Source organism: Paenibacillus xerothermodurans, assembly GCF_002220865.2.
Lineage (GTDB): Bacteria > Bacillota > Bacilli > Paenibacillales > NBRC-103111 > Paenibacillus_S > Paenibacillus_S xerothermodurans.
Window position 1 is genome coordinate 761,689 of the sequence record NZ_NHRJ02000001.1, and the last position, 22,548, is coordinate 784,236.

18 protein-coding genes are annotated in these 22,548 nt (G+C 52.0%); 3 read left to right on the forward strand and 15 right to left on the reverse strand.

Annotated elements, in window-relative coordinates; translation table 11 throughout:
- Positions 1-41: 41 nt before the first annotated feature.
- On the reverse strand, positions 42-884 hold the full coding sequence (locus CBW46_RS03470) for a sugar phosphate isomerase/epimerase family protein (RefSeq protein ID WP_089198685.1): 843 nt from the start codon (positions 882-884) through the stop codon (positions 42-44).
- 162 nt (positions 885-1,046) lie between these two features.
- On the opposite strand from CBW46_RS03470, the gene CBW46_RS03475 reads away from it, so the two are divergent.
- A complete protein-coding gene (locus tag CBW46_RS03475; RefSeq protein ID WP_165842181.1) occupies positions 1,047-1,916 on the forward strand; it encodes an AraC family transcriptional regulator in 870 nt (289 codons plus the stop codon).
- Between the two features lie 85 nt (positions 1,917-2,001).
- Here the strand turns inward: CBW46_RS03475 and CBW46_RS03480 are convergent, their stop codons facing one another.
- The 13 genes from CBW46_RS03480 to CBW46_RS03540 form a co-directional block, all read right to left on the reverse strand.
- On the reverse strand, positions 2,002-2,886 hold the full coding sequence (locus CBW46_RS03480; protein ID WP_089198597.1) for a phytanoyl-CoA dioxygenase family protein: 885 nt from the start codon (positions 2,884-2,886) through the stop codon (positions 2,002-2,004).
- A 30-nt stretch (positions 2,887-2,916) separates the two neighbouring features.
- Entirely contained in the window at positions 2,917-4,476 is a 1,560-nt protein-coding gene (locus tag CBW46_RS03485) for an extracellular solute-binding protein (RefSeq protein WP_089198598.1), read from the reverse strand.
- A 130-nt stretch (positions 4,477-4,606) separates the two neighbouring features.
- Positions 4,607-5,479, reverse strand: a complete 873-nt coding sequence (locus tag CBW46_RS03490) for a carbohydrate ABC transporter permease (protein ID WP_089198599.1) — start codon at positions 5,477-5,479, stop codon at positions 4,607-4,609.
- A 13-nt stretch (positions 5,480-5,492) separates the two neighbouring features.
- Positions 5,493-6,464 (reverse strand): ABC transporter permease, encoded by a 972-nt coding sequence (locus CBW46_RS03495; RefSeq protein ID WP_089198600.1) that lies wholly within the window; start codon positions 6,462-6,464, stop codon positions 5,493-5,495.
- Positions 6,465-6,644: 180 nt separating this feature from the next.
- On the reverse strand, positions 6,645-8,894 hold the full coding sequence (locus CBW46_RS03500) for an AraC family transcriptional regulator (RefSeq protein ID WP_089198601.1): 2,250 nt from the start codon (positions 8,892-8,894) through the stop codon (positions 6,645-6,647).
- Between the two features lie 379 nt (positions 8,895-9,273).
- Entirely contained in the window at positions 9,274-9,525 is a 252-nt protein-coding gene (locus tag CBW46_RS03505) for a hypothetical protein (RefSeq protein WP_089198602.1), read from the reverse strand.
- A 348-nt stretch (positions 9,526-9,873) separates the two neighbouring features.
- Complete coding sequence (locus CBW46_RS03510; protein WP_243633143.1) at positions 9,874-10,272, reverse strand: hypothetical protein; 399 nt, start codon at positions 10,270-10,272, stop codon at positions 9,874-9,876.
- 178 nt (positions 10,273-10,450) lie between these two features.
- Positions 10,451-12,859: a hypothetical protein gene (locus tag CBW46_RS03515; RefSeq protein ID WP_089198603.1), complete on the reverse strand. Its 2,409-nt coding sequence runs from the start codon at positions 12,857-12,859 to the stop codon at positions 10,451-10,453.
- A gap of 47 nt (positions 12,860-12,906) precedes the next feature.
- Positions 12,907-15,264 carry a hypothetical protein gene (locus CBW46_RS03520; protein WP_089198604.1) on the reverse strand — a complete coding sequence of 786 codons (2,358 nt, stop codon included), beginning with the start codon at positions 15,262-15,264 and terminating at the stop codon, positions 12,907-12,909.
- A gap of 15 nt (positions 15,265-15,279) precedes the next feature.
- Positions 15,280-16,110 (reverse strand): carbohydrate ABC transporter permease, encoded by an 831-nt coding sequence (locus CBW46_RS03525; protein WP_089198605.1) that lies wholly within the window; start codon positions 16,108-16,110, stop codon positions 15,280-15,282.
- Positions 16,110-17,015, reverse strand: coding sequence for a carbohydrate ABC transporter permease (locus CBW46_RS03530; protein WP_089198606.1), 906 nt, complete (start codon positions 17,013-17,015; stop codon positions 16,110-16,112). Before CBW46_RS03530 ends, CBW46_RS03525 begins: the two co-directional genes overlap by 1 nt.
- 20 nt (positions 17,016-17,035) lie before the next feature.
- On the reverse strand, positions 17,036-18,376 hold the full coding sequence (locus CBW46_RS03535; protein WP_089198607.1) for an ABC transporter substrate-binding protein: 1,341 nt from the start codon (positions 18,374-18,376) through the stop codon (positions 17,036-17,038).
- A gap of 147 nt (positions 18,377-18,523) precedes the next feature.
- Entirely contained in the window at positions 18,524-19,567 is a 1,044-nt protein-coding gene (locus CBW46_RS03540; protein WP_089198608.1) for a LacI family DNA-binding transcriptional regulator, read from the reverse strand.
- Positions 19,568-19,889: 322 nt separating this feature from the next.
- Here CBW46_RS03540 and melA point away from each other — a divergent pair, with 322 nt between their 5' ends.
- Positions 19,890-21,362 (forward strand): alpha-glucosidase/alpha-galactosidase, encoded by a 1,473-nt coding sequence (melA, locus tag CBW46_RS03545; protein ID WP_089198609.1) that lies wholly within the window; start codon positions 19,890-19,892, stop codon positions 21,360-21,362.
- Between the two features lie 339 nt (positions 21,363-21,701).
- Here melA and CBW46_RS03550 read toward each other — a convergent pair whose 3' ends face one another.
- Positions 21,702-22,079, reverse strand: a complete 378-nt coding sequence (locus CBW46_RS03550) for a hypothetical protein (protein WP_089198610.1) — start codon at positions 22,077-22,079, stop codon at positions 21,702-21,704.
- A gap of 350 nt (positions 22,080-22,429) precedes the next feature.
- On the opposite strand from CBW46_RS03550, the gene CBW46_RS22225 reads away from it, so the two are divergent.
- A partial coding sequence (locus CBW46_RS22225) for a transposase (protein ID WP_165842182.1) occupies positions 22,430-22,548 on the forward strand: 119 nt, incomplete at its 3' end.

Consider the following 22,548-nt stretch of genomic DNA (forward strand, 5'->3'; position numbering starts at 1 on the left):
AAACGTGCTTCTGGCTGTGTAATACTATTGCTGGGCCATGATTATGTGCCAAGGCCCGCCGCCCCGAACACTTTATCGAACCCTGCTCGGGACCGCTGCATCAGACTCTCAGTCGCGTCAGTCGGCTGTGTGGCGGTGAGTATCTCTTGGGCAACGACCCCTTCGTAACCAATCGAATGCAGCCCTTGCAAAAAGCCGGCGAGATCAATTACACCCTCCCCCGGGTAGACACGACCGTTATCCAACACCTCATGCACCGGCACCGCCGGGGCGTCATTGATATGCACGTGCACGATTTGATCTGCACGGAGCTGCCGGATGTCGGAGATGGTCAAACCGTTCGTGTACCAATGATATGCGTCATACAGCAAGCCCACGTTGCGTTCTGCGATGGCGGCCATCCAGTCCAGCGTTTGCGCCGGCGTCCAGATGAACGGATGCTTCCAGCGGCTGCGCAAGTGATGCGGACCGACGAACTCCAGTGCCAGCCGAATATTATATGCGCCGAGCACCTGGGCACAGATGCGAAGCCGCCGCGTTGCCACCGCCATGAAATGGGCCGGATTATGGTCCGTGGACGGCAGTATGTAGGTACAGCAAGCTGTGCATCCCAACACCGATGCCGCTGCCGCTAATTTGGTCAGTTTCACGAGCCCTGCACGAAATTCTTCATCCGTGGTACGCCATTCAACAGGCAGACCTATAGCGCCTAGCACAATACCGTTTTGCTGCAGCAGCTCATTTGTGCCTTCCAACCCCAGCCGTTCGACCAGGTTCGATGGGTCCAAATCCACCGCTTGAAATCCGTATTTTGCCGCTAGTTGGATGAACTGCTCATCACTCTCGACAGCGCCGACACCGGCATACGTTAAACCTCGCAGCATACGATCACCTCCATGGGTTAATTGAGACTCCAAGTTCAATAATTTGATTTTGCCTCCTTCACGCATATGAATGCCTGTCACCTTATATAGTAAAGTAAGCAGAAACGGTTTGTGCTCCCAAGACTTCGATAAATGTCTCAAGTTTTCGGAGGAGAGAATACGATGACCTACTTTCCTGAATATTTGAAAACGTATCCAAACATGAATACCGCCTCTCCGCTGCATCTAAGCGTCAATCGCTTGGACAGAGGATACCACCCGCACCGGCACGACTTTTTGGAGTTTTCTTATGTGGTCGAAGGCAGCGGTTCGGAAATTATTAACGGGGTGCGCCATTCGATGGTGCCAGGCACATTCACGTTCGTGCTGCCTTATCAGATCCATGAGATCCTCACCGCCCCCGGCAGTACGTTAATCCTGTATAACTGTATGTTCAGTATGGACATGCTGATGGAGCCAGGCGGTCAAGATGGCTTGTCCGGGTTGATCAACGCCGCGAACCCGCTGCCGGCGTACGCCCATTTCATCGGCGGGGAGCAGGACAAAATGTGTGCGCTGATAGAGGACATGTTCAGGGAATACAATGGGGATGACCGATGGCGGAAAACTCTGCTGCAAGTCAGGCTGAAGGAAGTTTTGGTCCGTTTCGACCGCTGGCGAAGAAAAGAACGGAGCGGGGAGGGAGACGTGCAGTGTGCATGCAAATCAAGCCCATCAGTGTGGCGGATCATTCAGTATATTCACCGCAATTATCAGGAAGATCTGACCTTGACCGAGCTGGCAAGCCTGTTCGCGATGAGTGCGTCGCGCATTAGCGAGGTCATCAAACAGACCACGGGTCAGACCTTTGTACACTTCCTGCACGATCTGCGCCTCAGACACGCCTGCAGCCTGCTGGTGTCGACCGACATGAGGGTGACAGAAATTGCCCATGAAGTCGGCTACGGCTCGTATAAGACTTTCTCCCGCATGTTTCGCGAAAGCAAAGGCATAGCGCCAAAGGATTACCGCAAGCTGAAGCTGCAGGCGTGAGCGTGAGCCATGATGTTGTGAACTGGGTGCGCATCCCACACCCACACAAAGCCCGCGGGGCACTCCCGCGGGCCTAGCCGTCATCTCAACATTCAGCGTTCGTCAACTCGTTAGTGAACATGCGCTTATATTCCTGAGGTGTCAGCTTGCGCGCGGATTCGGGTGCGTAGTGAATTTGCAGCGCGCGTCTCCGTTTGTCGGAGAAGTTCGGCGGTGTCCCGTGATGCAGCAAGCCGGAGAAAAACAGAGCTCCGCCCGGCTTTAGCGGCACCGCCACATCCCGCTCCACGTCGACGCTGCTGTCGCACAGCTGCCAATCCCTTTCAGCATAATGCGGCACCGCTCCCTGCCTGTGGGAATAAGGAATGACGTGCATACATCCGTTGTCCAGGCCGGCCGGGTCCAGCGCGGTCCACATACCGATCACCGACCTGTCGTATGCCAGCGCCCCATAGGCCATGTCTTGGTGCCAGGGCTTTTCAGCACCGCCCGACGGCGGCTTTAGCAGAGCCTGATCCTGCACGACAACCGCTTTTTCGCCGGCAAACAATCTCGCGATCAAATCCAGGGTGCCCTGATGATGAGCGACAGCGTTCAGCCGCGCGTCATGCTGGATGAAGTCATATATTTTCCGCACAGCCAGCTCCCTTTCATCATCGGTTTTTAACCGGGCCTCGGATTTCACAAACTGGACTTTGACTCCAGCCGTTTTACCGTGCACCGCATCCATTACTGCCGCGATCGCCGTACGCACCTCCTCCGCGTTCAACACTTCGTCCACCACTAGATACCCCTGCTGCCAAAACAGCCGCACATGCTCATCCGTTACTTCATTCAGCTTGGCAGCGCGGACCTCCGGAAAATGATCGTACCGGTACAACGTGTCGGCGACGGCCTTCGCCAGCTGCTGCTCCTCAGCGTTCTCATAGGAGATAAGAGTGCGTTTTCCCGGCAATTTCTGTGGTTCCATCTTGAAGCTTCCTCCTTTTCGGCGCTCCGCTTATTTCTTCTTCATTTCCATGTATGCTTTTTTCTGCTCCTCCATGACCTCTTTCCCGCCAATCGTCAAATATTCCGCCACCATGTCATCGTACAGCTTGTCAAAATCGGCAGGCTTGGCCGTAACCGTTTTCACATAGATTTCTACCGCTTTATCGGTGAGCGTCTGATTGTATTTGATCTGCGCCTCGATGGGCCGGTCAAACCGGGGCGGCAGCTGTCCGTCCTGCTCCCCTATCCTAATGCTGTCCATGGTGAAGTCTTTGTATTTCGGGTCCGCGGCGTTCGCTTTCAGCGTTTTGTCGGGATCACCCATGTCTTTGCCGTTAATCAGCATGCTGTAATCCAGATAATTGTACATGATCTTTTTGGCCTCGTCCGTGTCGAGGAATTCCGGAATACCGTCGGCGCCCATTTTGTAGGTTACGCCTTCCGTGCCGTTTTGGAGATCGAAAATCACTTTATAATCAGACATCCAATCCAAAAATTTGATCGCCTCCACCGCCCGTTTGCTCGATTTCGGTATCATCAGGTGGGCGGACAGCTTATGGTAAATGCCCTTGACGTGTTTACCCTCATAATTTGTGAACGGGTCGATGGGCAGCAGCTTGGCATCCGGCACATTTTTCTGCAGCGTTGAGTAGTACGCCATGTACACGGGCTCGTTCGTGTTCGTTACGGTGAAGCCGACCAAACCGTTAACGAAATCCGCCTGAAACTTTTTGCCATCCTTATCCAATGCAAAGTCCGGGCTGATCAGGTTTTCATTATACAGCTTGTTCAGGAACCGGTAGCCGTCTTTATGGCCTGGCTTGAGCAAATCCGGTAAAGTGTGATACTCTTCTTCCGTCATCGGCTTCCAGAAGGTTCGCACCAGCGGGTCGAGATTGTTGTTATACTTGATGCCGTAGGGGATCACTTTGCCCCCTGTGTTCCCCGGGTCCTTCTCCTTGAACGCCTTCAGCACCTCGTAAAACTCTTCGGTCGTCTCCGGGGGCTCCATGCCCAGCTTATCGAGCCAATCCTTCCTGATAATCGGGGTCTGTGACGCTAGAATAATCCGTTTGGACGGGATCGTGTACTGTTTGCCGTTGATTCTGCCGTAGCCCAGGAGCTCTTCGCCAAGATATTTTTTCAAATTCGGCCCGTGCTGGTTAAGCAGTTCGTCGAGTTCGGTCAATCCCCCCTGCTTCACCCAGTTTTGTACGGCGGCATCATTGTAGGTGAAAATAAGATCCGGCGCCTCGTTAGCCGCCATCAGCACGTTCAATTTCGGCACTTCCTCCGTCCTTGGCACGGTGACGAATTCCAGCCTAATGTTGTTGGGATCACCGAATTTCTCCTGGATGTACTTTACAAAATAGCTCTCCGTGAGCGGCGGAGCTCCCGGCGGCGTGTTGCCGCGGTCGAACAGCTCAATCTTTAATGTCACCTGTTCGCCATTGGCACCACCCTGATCGGCCGAGCTCCCCCCGTCGGAGCAGCCGGCCAGCATGCCGGTCAGCAGCACCGTCACCAATGAGAATCCGGCCAATCTGGCGGCTTTGTTCTTCACGTGCATCGCGATCACTCCCTTTTTTCGTATTTCCTTGGCTTCGACAAGGCTAAATGTAAAGCGCTCAGCACCTCTCGATGGGCTTTATCCGCTGGGTCGTTTTGCACTATTGCTGGACGCCGGCTTGTAAGCATGCCTAGCCCTTCACCGCCCCGATCATAATGCCTGACATAAAGTACCGTTGCAGCCACGGATACACCAGCAATATCGGAATAGTCGCGAACATGATGCTGGCCGCTTTCATACTCTCCGGTATGGGAGCGACTGCGCTCATGCCTTCGGTGGCGGTGGCGTCGTTCATCTGGTTGCTTATTACGAGTTGATAGAGCTTAAGCTGAATCGGATACAAGTCCTGATTAGTGATATAAAACAGCGCATCCATAAATCCGTTCCATCTTCCGACCGCGTAAAACAGGCTGAGTGTCGCCAGCACAGGCAGAGACAGCGGCAGCACAATCCGTATCAAGGTACTAAAATGAGAGCTTCCGTCCATTCGGGCCGATTCTTCCAATTCTTCGGGAATGGATGAGAAAAATGATTTCAGAATGATCAGATAGAACGCGTTGATCATACCCGGCAGCACCAGCGCCCAGATCGTGTTGGTTAATGACAGTGATTTGACAAGAAGATACTCCGGAATCAAGCCGCCGCTGAAAAACATCGTGAATAAAATCATGAGCAGGAAAAAATCACGGCCCTTGAGCTTTTTTTTGGTGAGCGGATAAGCGGCGCAGATCGTCATCACCATGCAGATCACCGTGAAAAGGCAGACCAGCACGATAGTAAACAGCAGCGAATTGAGCATCTTCGCATCCTGCAGGACCGTCTGATATGCGAGCGTGCTCCATTCCACCGGAAACACGGTCACTTTATTCGATAAGATGGCTGCATTCGAGCTGAGGGAAACCGCGGCCAAATGGAGAATCGGCACAAGGCACAGAAATGACGTAATCGCAACGACGGTTAGAACGAAAATGTCAATCACTTTGTCTTTTACACCCGTTACCATCCATATCCCCCCATTACCAGATTCCTTGGTCGGTGACTTTTTTGGAAATATAGTTCGCCGAGAGCAAGAACACTAAGCCCACCACCGCCTGAAACAGTCCGATGGCCGTTGCAATTGTAAATCTGGCGGATTGCACGCCTACTTTATACACGAACGTGCTGATTACATCGGACACGTCGGTAACCAACGGGTTAGCCAACACGAACGGGCGCTCGAAGCCGATGCTTGCCATGTGCCCAATATTGATGATAAGCAGAATGATAATTGTAGGCTTAATGCCGGGCAGCGTGATGTTCCAGATCTTCCTCAGCCGTCCGGCCCCGTCGACGTCGGCCGCCTCGTACAGCTCCCTATTAATGCCTGTTAACGCGGCCAGATAAATAATCGTTCCCCAGCCAGCATTCTGCCACACGCCTGTGCCGACATATGTGATAATCCAATACAAAGGGTCCGTGAGAAATGGCACAGTCCCCAGCCCCATTGCGGTCAGCAGATGGTTGACTAACCCCGTGTTCGTAGACAACAGCTGATACACCATACCGCCGATGATCACCCAAGAGATAAAATGCGGCAGGTAAAGAACGGTCTGCGCACCTTTTTTAAACCAATGAATCCGGATTTCATTCAGCAGCAGCGCCAAAATAATCGGGGCCGGAAACGAAATCACCAAATCCAACAAGTTTAGCAGCATGGTGTTCCGCAACACTTTGTAGAAGTCCTTCATCTGAAAAATTTCACGGAAGGCGTCCAATCCGATCCAGGGGCTGTTCCAGACGCCCTGAAACATATTGAACTCTTTGAACGCGATCGTAACGCCATACATTGGAACATACTTGAACACCAAAAAGTACACCATGGGCACGAACAACAGCGCGTACAACTGCCAATCCTGGCCCACGGACAACCTGCTTCTTTTGCGTACCGAAGTCCGCAGTGCTGCCGCAGAAGCAGGGACAGTCTCAGCCATCCGTTTATTGCCGGGCATATGATTCCTCCTTTTCTTGTGGCGGTAAGGTAACATTACTGGAATCGTCGAAAGGCGGTCAATTTACATAAATCTTCGCATATCAAATTGTAAGAAAGCGCTTGCAAAAATCAGCTTAACATTTTCTCACACTTAACATTTTCGCTAAAAACCGGGTGTCAGCGCACCAAATGGAGGTCATCATGTGAACTCTCCCCGCTTCCGGTAGTCACCGGGCGGTGCGCCGAACATGTTCTTAAATGCACGATGAAAAGAGATGACATGGACGTATCCCACCCGCTCCGCGATTGCCTGTACCGTTAACGTTGTGTTCAACAGCAGCTTCTCAGCTTCCTCCAATCTTACTTTTATCATGTAATCGATGAATTTTTCGCCGAATTCCTCCTTAAACAGCTTGCTCAAATAACGCGGGTTGAGCCCAAAATGTTCACTAACCTGATTGAGAGACAGATTCGGGTCCGCATAGTGCGTCCCAATATAATCTTTTACACTGCACATGAGCGAGTAGTGATTCTTAATCGATCGCATTTCGTTCATCGTATGCTCCAACGATGCCAGCGCGCTGCCGAGACGCTCACGCCACTCATCCAAGGTTTCCGCAGCACTGGCCGCTGCTTGGAATTGGGGCGCACATTCTTGTTCCACCACGCGGCTTAGCCCATCGATGAGCCCTGCCGTTTCTTTGCGCAGCTGATGCAGCAAGTAGTTCGTTATCGTTTCGATGTCAGCTTTCGTATAGCGCCCCTGTTGGAGCACTTGGCACAACTCGGCGAAATGTGCCTGCCACGCACCGGCATTCAAACGGAACGACGCTGCAACCAATCGGGCCAATTTCATATGTACGTACACCGGCCCCTCCGCTTTCGTCTCAGTCTCGCGCCTGCCGATAATAGCACCCATGCCAAACACCGGCTTGTACGACAAAAATTGTCCGGCCTCCGCAAAGGAATGCGCCGCCTCGCAAGGGAATGGCACTTCCGCGCCGATGCCGGCGGACACCGTTATTTCCAGATTGTTCGCTGTCCAGTCCCGCATTTTCTGCATCACAGCCAGCAACTGCTCTTCTCCGAGCTCCACATTAGGCTGCACGTAGAAAATAACCGCCATCCGCTGCGGCTCGGTCCATTCGCTCCAAGTGACGAGTCCGTCATTTTGGGTGATTTCCTGGAGCACATTGCCGAGCACGAATTTAATCAAATATTGATCTCTGGAATTATAAGCCTTGGTAAAATCAGCGAACCGGTCGATCTCCAGCACAGCCACCGTCATTCTTGCACAAGCGGTTGGCATATGGAGCTTTGCCATCTCCTGTTTCCACTCGGCCTCGCCCATAACCTTGTGGCCTGCCAGCCACTCGAACGTCAACTGGCGCTGCCGCATCGGCAAATCGTCCCTGTGCAGCTGCTCATATTGCCCTGCCCGTTCCAGCAGGTTGTCAATGGCTGCTTCGATATATTTCAGCTCATTGCTGCCGGAATGCTTGACCAATTCCCCGCTCAGCCTTTTCGCATACAGCTGCATACGCACCGCTAGCGCCTGAATCGGCTTATAACCGCGATGGGTAATGTAGGTGAACCAAACCAGACCGGACACAATAGCGAGAAGGCCGATCATCATCCAAAAATCGTTGAACATCGTGACCAGCGACAGCCGCTCGTTCGCCCGGGCACCCGACAAGTATGTCCAGCCCGTGTATTCAGACCGTGTGTGCAGCCACTCATTTTGCTGGTCAGCATTGGGTGGAGCAGGCATGGCCCCGTTGACGTCGAAAGGCTGCTCGTTGGAGGCAAGAAGCATGATCGGACCCGGATCCGACCGGGTTAAGTCCTTCACGAAACCCATCAGGGCCTGCACGCGGATGTTAACCACGATCACACCCTGCTTTTCTCCGGCGTCGGGAAAAAACTTCACCAGCGACACGACGCGCTCGTCGTTCGATTCATGGACGAACTCCTTAAATGTTCGCGGGTCGCTCCACACGCTGTGTGGCGATTCCGACTGATAGGCGGCGAGCAGGAAGTCACGATCACCGAATTGCTCCACGGCGGAGATGCCGCTCCTCGACAATACTTGACCGGAATCGGCTTTGTGCAGGTAGATGGAGTTGGAAAAAGGGAGTGTGGACGAAATTTCATCAATTTGCTGGGAAATGAGAAAGTAGTCGTATAACGCTTTATTGTCCCTGTCCGCGAAAAAATGTTTCAACGCATTGTTCGTGTACATCTCCTTGATCACGATACGCTCGGCCGACTTCAGGTTCGCATCGATGGCCTGCAGGATTTTTGCAGCGACAGCCTGGTTTGTAGTGACGATCTGCTGTTCTGCCGTTTTGCTCAGCACTGCGAAAAAAGAGAAGATCAAAATCGAGATGACGACGAAAAATATCGGTGTGTACGACAGCAGCATACGGTAGTACCAGCTCAATTTCATCACACACGCCTCCCGCGCAATTTTGAGGATTGAGGTTCACAGCTTAAACCGTGCAGTATCCGTGCGGTTTGCTCAATACAGCTCGTCCTTTTTGGCTGCGCGCCGGAATACTGACTGGTTATACTTATGTTCCTATGATTGATTATATTTCTTCCAGGCCGCCGCCGGAACCCCGCAATGTCACGCGGTCTGGTATCATGCGCGGCCGTACACAGCCAGCAGGCTGAAGCGCAAGTACTGCGCACGCAAAACGGCAGCTCAAGCGAGCTGCCGACAGTGACGGGGAAAGTTCCAACCGGAATGCGCGCAGCCCAGCGGGAGCGCTGAGAAGTAGCCCGAGAGCGCACGAGGGTGGCATCCTCGGCGAGGAAGAGCTATGTTAAAACGGATGCTGCGCTGTGCCATACGGATAAGGCTCGCCTGGATCCCCTTGGAACGGCGGAAACGCTTCTCCATCCTCCCACGATTCCACTATGTGATGAGCAGTTGGGAAATCGAACCCTCTACCCATCAAAAAACTGATAGCTGACACTTGATACAGAGCGTGCTCGGGTGATGTTCTCGGTAATTCATACAGGCCATGCAGCACAGCCGGCGCCACTGCCGATAAAACGTATTCTCTGATTATCATTCTAATCATCCTTTCGTGTCGTGACTTAACTCATCGTATGCAACCAGTTGTGCGCATGACCTGGTGTGATTCGCCCATTTTTTAGGTAGCCGCACAGACAACTTCTGACCGGACCATGCCCAACAACGTAGTCTCTCACATGTGTTTAGCGTAGCTGGAAGTGTTATTTTCGACCGCCCACAAGAGGCAAACACACCGCGCTGCACCTGCAACTAATTTACATTTGGCCGCGTGGCTGGCTGGATTTGCAAGGGCCCCGGCGGCTCCACGCAGCATCACGCCAGAACGCAACGAAGGAGCTGTGCGGACAGCTCCTTCGTTGTACAATTGGATGCAGCGAAAGTCTCATTAATAACCATAATCATAGCCATAGCCATAACCATAGTCATACCCGGGATAGTATGGCGGGTAGGGGTACTGCTGTGGATACGGAGGATAGTAATACGGGTATGGAGTAAAATACGGGAATGCAAAAAAATAAAACGGGAACCGGCGCCGGCGATGGCGGCGAAATCTTCTGCGGCCGTAGCCAAATTGTCTGTCTTCGTCGGCGTCGACCTCTTCGGGCAGAAGCATAGTCACACCGTCCTCATCCATGCCCTCCACAATTCCATCGAACTGTGATCCGTCTCTCGCATGTGCGATCACATGATAGTTCATATACCTTTGACACATGACTTTCGCGTCGCTGGCCATAGGGTCAACCTCCCTTGCTTGCTCAGGCTGTGTTGCAGTGTTAGTATCCATTCGCCTATCCCTCCTTGTGATACGCTAGTGTATTCGCCCACTGCGAAAAATGTGAACGGAGAACTGCGCGTACATTTCTGGTGCAATTATAAAAAAACACCCAGGGATATTCCCTGAGTGCAGCAGCGCCGGCAACGGATGTTGAGCAGCGAAAATTTTTACCGGTTCGGTCATGGCGCTATGTGTTGCCAGAACTGTAAAACCTGCCCGAATCAAAGACGATTGTGCGGGCTTCTTCCCCTTGCGCAGCAGCATAAGTAGCATTCTCTTCAAAGAAATAAAACTCCCGCGGATAAGCTGCATAGCTGGTCACCAGATAGCGGTCGCCCTGTTTGACGATTTCGCCATTCACACAGTGCACTTCTCCATCCCGGTAATAAAGGAAGCACTTGGTCCCAAAGCCGGAAAGATACGCCACCAATTCCTCTCCCATATCCCAATCGTCCCCGGACGCATTGCTGAACAACGCTTGGAACAGTCCGCCATCCTGTGCGAACACGGATTGGCCGAACCTGTTTCTGGACAAATCCGGCCGGTTCAAATTTGGCCCGGCGACACTGTAGGTTGAAGCGGCCTGACCTCGATCCAGTTGCTTAGCCGTCGCGGTCGCATGCCAATCGTAACAGTAGAACATAGCTACAGTCGCCCTGTAAGAGGCGAGCAAATATTCATTTTCACGCAGATGCTCATACGCTGACAGAGCTGCAGCTGCCACCAGGCCGCCCCACAGTGAATGTATCATGTAAGATAAGGCTTCCCACCACCGGTCCGGGTTCTGCGCCCGAAAGTCATTGCTGCAACCTATATTTGCCAGCAGCAGTTCTCCGTACAGCTTTGCTTCGTTGGTATAGTTCAATATACAAAGAGCCTGACAGCTTGGCCCGAACCCGGCGTTATCGTAGAAATGCTCGGTGACCGCGCCCTTATAACCTGCGCTCTCCCTGCGCATCCGGTTCCCAGCCGACTGCCAGAGCTGGTTTAACCGATTGTGCTTATCGGCCACGCCACACTGCGCAAGATCGCGAAGCAGATCCTCGATAAACAAAATATAAGTGCCAAGCAGCTGTGTTTCTTTGCTCTCGCGTTCGTCCGCATGAAGATGTTCGTCCAATCTAACAATCATCACATCGGCCGCCCACTGCAAATATTCAACCGGCTGTTGATGCGCCAACTGCTGCGGCTGAAACTTGGACAGCAAATAGAACACATGTGCGATATAATCCAGATCAAATATCCGGTAGAAGTCACCATACAGCTTCACCGGCTGCGAGAAATTGCCCTCTTTGAACCATTTTGGCAGGACGTAGCACACCGCGCTGTTTTCCACCTGCCGCACTTGTTCCTGATCGAAGGTGCCCATAATATTTTTCATCAAAACGAGGGTCAGCTTGCCGAGCGATTCGCCTTGGTTGGATAGCGGCAGAAAGGAATGCCGGACCTCGGCGCCATCGCCCTGATACAATCGGCGGCATATGTAATCCACGCGAGTTTCAATCAACTGCTTAATGGGCTCCATCACGTTGAACACCACGATGTCTGTTTTGCCGCGAGTCAGCGCGATCTCGAGCTTTCTTTCACCGGGACCGGTTACCCTCACTTCCAATGTAAAGCTGCCTGCCTCAGAAGGCCGCAGCAGATGTGTTACATCCGACCGCTTACGTCGGCCTGCTTCTACATGCTCCAGCCACACTTCGACCGGCTGCCGCCCTTCCGGCAATCGCAATGCCGCTTGAAACATGCCGCCGGTGACAACTGCCGGGGTGTAGTCTATTACGGGATGTCCAAGCTTGTATGCATGCTCATAAAACTCTTGCGGATGCTGGTAAGGCATGAGCACGTACTCCCACTCCAACAACTTTCCTGCCGCGAGACGGACCGGCTCCACGTTATGCATATATATCCAATCGGAAGCCGTATATGAAGGATTCTGCGTGCCGCTCCCCACCAGTACAAGTGTGTGATACAGTATGCCGTCTAACGAAGGAGAAACGTTGTGAAAAAAATTATTTTCAAAACGGCAGTAAGTGCCGACCGATTGGGTTCTCCCTTTTGCCGCGTAAACCCCGAGGTGGGGCCCCCGGTTACTCCTTCTGACACACGCTAATTTGCTGAAGTCTGGTGACAGCGACGGAAACACGGCACACGATTGGCTAATGTTCCGATGCACGTCGGCATCCCGGTACATAATGTACGCCAGAGACGCCCAGACGTTAAAATCATGCAGCGTCAGTTCTTCGCCGCTCGTGTTGTGCACAGCAATTTTCCAGTGTAGAGCATGATCATTGGTGTCAAGATCGTATGTGAGATGCACTTCGAAGCCGTCAAACGGATGAACAAGCATCAGCACTCCCCGAGAAAGCCGCAAGCAGCCCGGTGAATCCGGGCGGCTGCTGCTGTAGAGCGTGCCGTTCACATTTATACTGAAATGTCCGAACAGCTTATCTTCATCTTGATATCCAACTTCTGCGATATATGCCGGATCGAGCACCCAGTTCATCCGTTCACTGTCCGCGTTGATCATGAGTTTATCAACGCAGCCCTTGTCGGACACCTGCAGGCTGAACGCGGCATTGTTGATGGATTCCAATGGTCTCACTCCCACCCTTATTTCTTTGTAATCAGTCTTAAGCCGGGTTATGCCATCGCGCTCTGCGGCAGTGATAATTGTTCTCTGATCCGGGTAAAATCCGCTGTGCCGAACTGGTCGTATAATTTCCAATAGCAGTGTACCGCCACCGCGGGAATCCATGGGAAGCAAGTTTTGTTGCCTTCCCCCTTCCAACGGCGGCCAAACCCTGTGTCTCCGAACATTGGATCATCCCAAGCCCACCAGCTGATGAGATATCCTTCCTCCTGCAGGCCGGTATATCGATAGCCCCAGTCCTTCTCCGGCGTGGCGACGGTCTGGTTGCAGCCATGCCAGAGCAACTCCGCCACACGGAACAACTCGCTGTCGCCGGTGAGCTTGGCGATATCCACCATTTCCGCCACGCCCGACAGCTCAAACGGATGCACATAGCCCGCTCCAGGCGTGTCGCAGGCGCCGATGCCGGTGCTTCGGAAGCCGAACTTGGCCAGTGTGCTGCCAGGCGGAAGAGGAACGTCCCACAGTACTGTCCACGACGCATTGAGCTTAGACGCATCGTGCGCGCCTTGCAGGAAATACGGATCTTGAGTCGCCTTGTACAGCGCGAGCAGACCGATCATCGGAAAATAGATGCTTTCGTTATCGATCAGCTGCCCTTTGGCGTAGATGCTGTCATGAATGCCGCCATTGAACTTTATCCCGGCGACGATGCTTTCGCGAACAAAGCGTCCCGCTCGTTGGGCGGCCTCCAAATAACGCCGGTCCTGCGTAATCTCATACAGCTCTACGAGAAGTGGAATGGATGTCGCGGTGGATGATTTTTGTTCGTAGACGGTGGTACCAAACCAGATTGGCGGATCCGTGATCGGGCTGCCCTGGATGTCGTATGCCCGGTACCAAGTGCCGTCCGCCTCCTGGGTGCGGAGCAGAAACTCAGCGTATTTTCTAGCCGCATCCAACCAGTTCGCGTTTTCTCTACCCTTTGATGTCTCAAATTGATATATTAGCAGCAATGCGTGCACATCCTCGTTCATGCAGCGCAGATATGAGCCTTGCTTCTCCCGCAGGGCGTTGATCACAAACTCACGGTGCTCATACAGCGGTCCCATCAGTGCCGCCAGACGTTCGCCTTCCGCATACGCGAGCGGCAGCAGCAGGCCGGTCCACCAAAAATCAAAGCTCCTCTTCTCCACGTTATACAAGTTATAGAACATTCCGGTGTTGGAGAGTTGAGCCTTGTTCACAAAGAAATCGACAACCCGCTGCGCTTTCTCTATGTAATCCGGCATGCCATGCTCCAAACCGTAGCGCAACACGTTATAGGCGCTGAGCACGTTTTGTCCGGTAAAACCAAACTGAATAATGTTGCTTAGCTGTACCCCGTCCTGCGGATGGCAGTTCAGCACATAGCCGGCAGGCATGTTCGGGTCTTCCGCCGTCTCCTTTTGTATGTAGTAGCGGTCCAGAGCCGCCAAACGGTATTCGTTCAGCTTCTCCGCCGACGCAGGCAGCGGCACCGGTGCAGATCGTAGGTCTTTCATTCGTCTGGTGTAGGCGTGCCATATGGCGTCGATGAAAGCCGGCTTCAATTCTACGCGAATGCCATACGACACCTGGAAGGACTCCCCGGTCACGGCGGGCCAAAATGAGCCCCAGTCCGGCCGTTCTTTCATATAAAGCGCATGGCAACGCTCACCCTCGTAGAATGGGTACGCGGCCCGGAGTGCCATTTGATTGGCGCTGCCTGGCGTCTTCCAGACCCCTAGGCTCCCGATAGCGGTCTTTTGCAAAAACAGTCTCTCTTTGTTCGGACGCGCTGGAACATCGTCGTATGCCGGTCGGTCGGCTCTGAGCAGGGTCATGCTGATCTTACGTTTCTCGTCGTACGCCAACACAGCGAGCATATTCAACCTGTCTTCCCGGTACATCACATTTTGAGTGCTCAGGTAATCCTCGACGCCATCCTCATCCAAATCGTTTTTGTCATACAGCGCGGGCGGGGCGAAATAGCGTAAATCCGTGAACTCGGTTTTCTCCGCGAAATCTGTGACCGCGTCCAGTCGCAGCCGGAATCCGGCGGACTCCCTCCCGTGCAAGACTGTTACTGTTCTATTCACCTGCCACGTATCTGCTTCGACACCCACCCACTCATCGGTAATTCGGTAACGGCTGCCGTCGGCCTGCAGTTCCGCTGTGCACAGGAATCCGTCTTCCTGTTCGCTAACCGAGCTATAGCCAGCGGTGTGTTCGGCTATCGACTCCTGGTCGTCTCCTACGTTCCACGTCTCCACACATACCGGATTCGGAATGCTTAATACCCGCTGTGCTCCGGTCTCACTAAGCAGTTCGAAATTTAGGCTTTTCGCGGCAGTGCCTTGCCATTTCATCAACAGTTGTTTTTTCAACAGAGATCTCCCTTTCTATTCTTTGGTAGCTCCCGCCGTCAACCCTTTTATCATCCCTTTTTGGGCGACGATGGTGAAAAGTATGACAGGAACGATGTAGAGAATGCCGGTAGCCGACATTTTGCCCCAGAACGTTTGGAACGTCGTGACATAGCCTGCTATGCCGATGGGCATTGTTTGTGCAGTCTCGGTTCGGGTAAGCGTAAGCGCAAACATAAACTCGTTCCACGCGGCAAGAAAGCTAAAAATCGCTGCCACGCCTACCGCCGGCATAGATAGTGGAATAGCGATTTGGATAAACTTCCCGAAGGTGCCGAGGCCGTCAATTTCGGCAGCCTCTTCAATCTCATTAGGAAGCTGACGGAAAAAGCCCTCCAGGATCCAGATGATAAGAGTGAGCTCAAGCGGCAAATAGGTGATGATTAACGCCAGCTCCGTGTTGATTAGACCAAGTGAGCGCATCATCAGGAAGAACGGCACGCCAAGTATGATGGGCGGGAACATTCGGATCGCCACCAGGGACGCAAACAGTACGCCACTGAATTTGTAGCGGTATTTGGCAAACCCGTAAGCCGCCGGAATACCCACGATTAGGGCTGCAAACGTGCTGACCAGTGAGACCGTCAAGCTGTTGGTCATGAAAGACTGAAACTTACCCTCTTCCATGATCGCCTTATAATGCTCGCCGGTGGCAGGCTCAGGCACCCATACGGGAGGCACGGAAAACATCTCGACCTGCGTTTTGACCGATGTAAGAAAAGTCCAGACGAAAGGAAAAAGCACAAACACGGACATCGCAAGCAGTATGAGATATGAAACGATGTTGCTGAAACGCAGTGTTTTCATCAGGCTCTATCCTCCTTCGGCCGTAGAATGCGGAACAAACCGAAGCTGACAAGCATGATCAGCAGCATCACAACGAACGAAGCGGCGGCGCCCTGGCCAAAATGAAGACCGGTAAATGTATTTTTGTAGATGTATGTGCTTAATACTTCCGTCGCGCCTCCCGGTCCGCTCTGTGTGAGAATATAGACGATGTCGAATACCCTGAACGCATCTGATAGGCGAACAACCAGGATCATGAGTAACGCCGGCTTAAGCAGCGGAAGGGTAATGCTGTGAAAAATCTGCACCGCATTCGCGCCGTCCAATCGGGCTGCTTCATATAAATCCTCCGACAGTGAGGACATTGCTGCAAGCAGAATCAAGATCACGAAAGGTGTGGCTAACCAGATATTGGCGATGAGCACGGCAGCTCTTGCCCCCCACACGCTGCCCATCCACAGCGGGCCATCTATGCCGACTAAACCGAGCACATAATTTACCACGCCGTATTGATCTGCGAACAACCATCTCCACTGCAGACCCGACACGACCGGCGCTATCATGAGCGGAAGCGTGAATATAACCCTGAAAAGCGCCGTCCCCGGCAAGCTTCGATTCAACACTAGCGCCACCGCAAAGCCGATAATGAGCTCCATGATGATCGTCGCGGCCACGAAACCCAGCGTATTCCATAACGCACTCTGAAATTGGCTTGACTGCAGCACCTTAGCATAGTTGTCGAATCCGACAAATGAACCTGACGACATCATCCCTTCCGACTTGTACAAACTAATCTTCAACGACCACAGAATGGGATAAAGGACTGTTGCAGCCATAATAAGCAAGGCCGGTAAAGTCAGAACGATGCCTGCGACTCGGCGGGACCGGTCATGCGTCCTAACTTTTCTCATTGCGGATACTGCCATAATGTATCCTCCTGCTAGTTTTATTGAGACACAATGGATTCGATGTCTTGTGATGCTGCTTTTAATTCTTCCGCCGGCGTGCTTTGCTTCGTCATAATTTTGGAGAGGGATAGCGCGAGCCGCTCCTGGATGGCGGGAAATACCGGAGTGGTCGTGACATTTTTGCCGTATTCCACCGCCTTAGACATGACGACTATCGCATTCTTCTTATCCGCGGACAACGCGATATCTGAGTTCAGCGCGTCAATCGAGGCCTTTTTCACCACCGGATTAGTAAAATGTTTCCCGAGCTCCTCCATCATCTCTGCACTGGTCGCCCATTTCAGGAATTGCATTGCCGAATCCTTGTTCTTAGAGCTGGCGGAGATGCCGAAACCCCAGCTCCATATGGCACTCGCCTGCTGCTTTCCCCTCGGCTGCGGAGCAACTGCGAATTGGCCCGCCACCTTCGATTGAGCCGGATCGTTCGCCATAGCGTACATATAAGGCCAGTTAATGACCATCGCGGCCTTACCCTGCATGAACATGTTGTGCGCATCCGCGTTATCGTAACTCACAGCTCCTTCGGGACTGCTTTGATCCTGCTGTTGGATGGCAAGCATGTAGTTCAACGCATCGACGTTTTCCTGGCTGTCCAACACTACCTTATCGTCTTCCAGTACCGATCCGCCGGCCTGGAGAAATCTGTCCAGCAGATGTGTCACAGGTTCACCGCTTTGTTTGCCTTCCACAATGGTGCCGTAGACTCCGGCTTGTTTGTCAGTGAGCCGTTTGGCATACTCACGGAATTCGTCCCAAGTTTCCGGCGCTTTGGTGATGCCGGCCTGCTTGAACAAATCGGTACGGTAGTACAGAATCGGGGTATGTACCAGGTAAGGCAGGCCATAGATCTTGTTCTCGTATGTGACCGCTTCCAAGGCGGCCGGCAGGAGCTCACCCTTCTCTTCGGCAGTCAAACGCTCATCCAGCGGCTCGAGAAAGCCTTGCTTGGCGAATTCCGCGATCCACGGCTGGTCCGTCTGATAAATATCCATCGACCCGGTGCCCGCTGCAGCTTCCGTAATAAATCTTTCGTGCATGTTGTCATGCGGCACTTCCTGGAACTCCACCTGAATTCCAGTCTTCTCGGTGAACTGCGGAGTCCTTGCTTTGTAAAACTCGGTATATGGCCCTCCGGTTTCGACACCGATGGTTAAAGTTGTACCGTTGGCTGCGGAACCACCGGAAGAAGCGCTTTCACTATTGCCTGCAGCGTCTCCGCTGGAGCATGCACCAAGCACGCTTATAACGAGAACGGAAGCTGCAGCAGCCACACCTGCCTGGGCAGAACGACTAACCTGTCTTCTCATTTGCCATTTCAAATCATTCGACCCCTCTCAACGTAAAGAATGAGTTCCATCGCGCTAACAGAAACCTTGCTTCGGTATACAGTTGTCTCGCTTGGATATCCACCTCCCATTAGAATTTAGCAGGTTAATCGATTAATCTATTGCTTAAAAAAAAATTGGTTAGCAAGATTTCGCCGGCGCCACTGAATTCCGTTCAATTAGTGTGCATTGCAGCTTTTTGTCTTTCTCCACATCGCCGCTCTGGCTAAGCAGATCAGTCAGCGAGCGCATCGCCTCGACTCCCATCTCGTGCAGGGGCAGTCTCATGGTGGTTAATTTCGGATTCAGATACGAGCTGAATTCCCGGTCATCGAACCCTACGATCGAAATATCGTCCGGCACCCGCACCCCTTGCTCCGCACACGCGCTCATTGCGCCGGCCGCCATAATATCGTTCATTGCAAGAATTGCCGTGGGGGGCTCGTCCGCGCCAAGCAGCTCCGCAGTGAAGCGGCGTCCGGATTCGAACTCCCAATCTCCCGTTTTGATTATGGTCGGATCGAAGACCAGCTGGTTGTCCATGATCGCCTGATAATAACCGTTAAACCTTTCACGCGAAGGATTCGAGTTAAAAAGACCGCTGATTACCGCTATATTGCGATGTCCCTTGCGGATCAAATAGGTTGTGGCCTCATAAGCAGCCAGGTGGTCGTTGTAATTAACGAAAAAATCCCGCTCATTGGTGGTATAACAATACGTATACACAGTTGGAAGAGCATTATCGGGAATGATACCGGTGACATCCCGGGTGTGGATGCCGATATAAATCAACCCGTCCACCTTTTTGCTAAGAATCTCCTTGATCGCAGATGGAGCCAACTGCCGCACATGTTCGGTGTCGATGCGTTCATTACCAAGCCGCTTCAGCACCCGCATATTCGTTAATAGTAACGAGAAGCCGTGATCTTCCGCGTATTCATTAATTCCGTCTATAATCTCAGCAGAATTAAATGAAGTCACATCTTCCACCACCACGCCGATCGTTTTGGTCTTTTTCAGCTTTAAGCTCTTGGCAATGTGGTTCGGCTGATAATTCATCGCCTCAATAACTTGCAGTATTCTCGCCCTCGTCTTCTCACTGATGTTACCGGTTCCATTCAAGACGTAAGATACGGTTGCGGTGGAAACGTTTGCCCTTTGGGCGATATCTTTAATGCTGGTCATGCCTTCTCCTTTGCAAACGATGTGAATGATGATACTGAGAGTTAATCGTTTAACTTATACTACCATGCTATTTTCTCCCGTGCAAGCGTTTACTGTGGAAAAAATGTATTTTGTGTCAGGGTGTGTCGACGGATCACAGGTATCCGTGATAACTAGATTTTTTCTGGGGAATATGCTCCCTATCGTGTATAATGTAAGCGTAAACAACATATGCATAATCTTTTTAGCTAAGGCAAAGTCAAAGTTCATACGTATCAACAGGCCGCTGTAGTGCAGTCACTGGTTCAACACATGCAAGTCATAATCATATTCGGAGGTCATTATGCTAAAAATTGCGATGATAGGCGCAGGCAGCGTGGGCTTTACAAGACGATTGATGATGGACCTGTTGGCGGTGCCGGAATTCCAGGACACGGAGTTTCGCCTGATGGACATTAACGAAGAAAATTTAGAAATGATCGCCAACCTATGTACAGCAATGATTCACACGAACGGACTGGCGGCGACGGTAATCCCCACCACCGTGCAGCGCGAAGCAGTGAAAGATGCGGATTATGTGTTTTGCATGGCCCGGGTTGGCGGGTTGGAAGCATTTCAGCACGACGTGGAAATCCCCTTGAGGTACGGGGTGGATCAGTGTGTGGGCGATACCTTAGGTCCTGGCGGCGTATTTTTCGGACTGCGAACGATCCCCGTACTGCTCGACCTCGCCAAGGATATGCGTGAACTGGCGCCAAATGCGTTACTGTTGAACTATTCTAATCCCATGGCGATGAACACGTGGGCGCTGCGGCGTGCAGGCGGTATCAAAGTGGTTGGACTTTGCCACGGTGTACAAGGAGGACATAAGCAGATCGCGACGGCTTTGGGCCTGCCGCAGGAGGAAATGGATTTCATCTGCGCAGGCATCAATCATCAAACGTGGTACATACAAGTCACACACAAAGGTAATGACATGCTCCCCTATCTGTTGGAGGCGTTCGAACGACATCCAGCGCTTTCGAAAAGCGAGCCATGCCGCATAGATGTGCTGAGACGATTCGGTTATTATTCAACCGAATCCAATGGTCATCTCAGTGAATATCTTCCGTGGTACCGCAAACGTAAAGAGGAAATCGACAAATGGATTTATCCGGATGTTTGGATCGGAGGCAGCACTGCCGGTTATCTAAACCATTGCAAAGATAAAACAGAGGAATACAGAGAAATGTATCCGAAGTGGCTAAACGGTGAAGCAGAATACATCAGGTTGGGGGAACGTTCCAACGAGCACGGATCTTATATTATAGAAGCATTGGAAACCGGCCGCACTTACCGTGGACATTTTAACGTTGAAAATCGCGGAAACATATCTAACCTTCCTGACGGCTGTACGATAGAAATTCCGGGGTATGTCGATGCCAACGGAATTAGTATGACCGTCATAGGCGATCTCCCGCTGCAGTGCGCCGCCACATGCCGTGCAAGCATCAGCGTGCAGGAAATGGCTGTGCACGCAGCGTTGACCGGAGACCGTGAGCTGGTGAAACTGGCTGTTCTGCACGATCCGCTTACCGCTGCTGTATGTTCCACCGATGAAGTCTGGAGCATGTGCGATGAGATGTTCGAAGCGCTCGCACAATGGATGCCGCAATTCAACGGCGAAGGCAGAAGGTGGTCCGATATTCCGCAACCGGACGGCGGTAACTACAGATTTGCACGGAGCAAGCGGCATCACTCCCTTCCGACTTACACGGAGGGTTATAACAATCAGCAGCCGGATGAAAGACTGATTGTGGGACACAGCGATAATTAGTGTGAATGACACGAGACACTTCCCAATCGGCAGAGCAAAACAAAGACCTGGCCAATGCCAGGTCTTTATTTGCCGGAAAATGCGGAATGAAACATAGCGAGAAAATGTGGCGGCGGCGCGTGCAATTGGCTTTGGTGACCCAATCAAAGCTATTCTCCTCCAGGAACGAGAAGAAAAGCTTGCAAAAGTACCACCGATCCATAGCCACCCAGAAGCCGCATGAAACAGATTCACGCAACTTGAGTAGCATTTGCTTGGCCAAATCGGAGTGGTCATAAAGCCAGCTCAGAAACGGAAGCTGCTTGGCAAAGGGATGCGCGCTGTGGGTGTCATCGAGATTTACGACATCTCCATCGGTAAGCGCATCAGGATCTTGCTGCAAACGCTCGACACGTTTTTTCCAAACGTCGTCCAAGCAAAGTCTTTCGTAAAGAAGCGACTTAAAGTGTACTGTGCAAGCTTCAAGGCTGAAACATTTGCTTCAGCAGAGCGTCTTTGTCGGCCAATTGCGCTTTCTGGGCGACGGAAGAGCGTAACGAGGCCGACGACGTAGAGGCAGCAAATTAACCAGGACGGAGTCCCATTGCGTTTCATGATGCCAGATTGCGCGAGTAACAAAGAGAAGTCAAAACGCTCCCACAGACTGTTCAGAATGGGGGCTGCAGCACATTCGCTGTGATTCAAATCTTTGATCTTTGGCTTTTGTAACGTTGACATTGGAATATCACCTACAATCGAGAAGATATACCCGTTAAAAAGGTATCCTTCGCGATTATTGGGGTGTTTCTGGAAAGTCAAGTGATTTTTATGGACTTTTATGGGTTTAGAGTAAAATTATATGAAATCTATGCATTTCCCCTCAATTGGGGTGAACTGCATAGGTCATGGAATAAATTAATACCGGAAGTTGGTTCCAAAGCAGTACCCCATTATCAAGTTATCCTTACTACAGGTATTAATAAATATCCTCCAGAATTTAAGCCATACGTTAGAGATACTTTTAGCTGATGTATAATGCTCCCATAGGTTGAGACACGGGAGAGTGATAAATAAGTTATAATAAGATTATGGAAAAACGGAACCGATATACCTCAGATTTTAAGACGAAGGTCGTGCTGGAGGTCCTCCGCGAGGAGCAGACCGTCAACGAGATCGCAGCCAAATATGAATTGAGCCCGGTGATGAT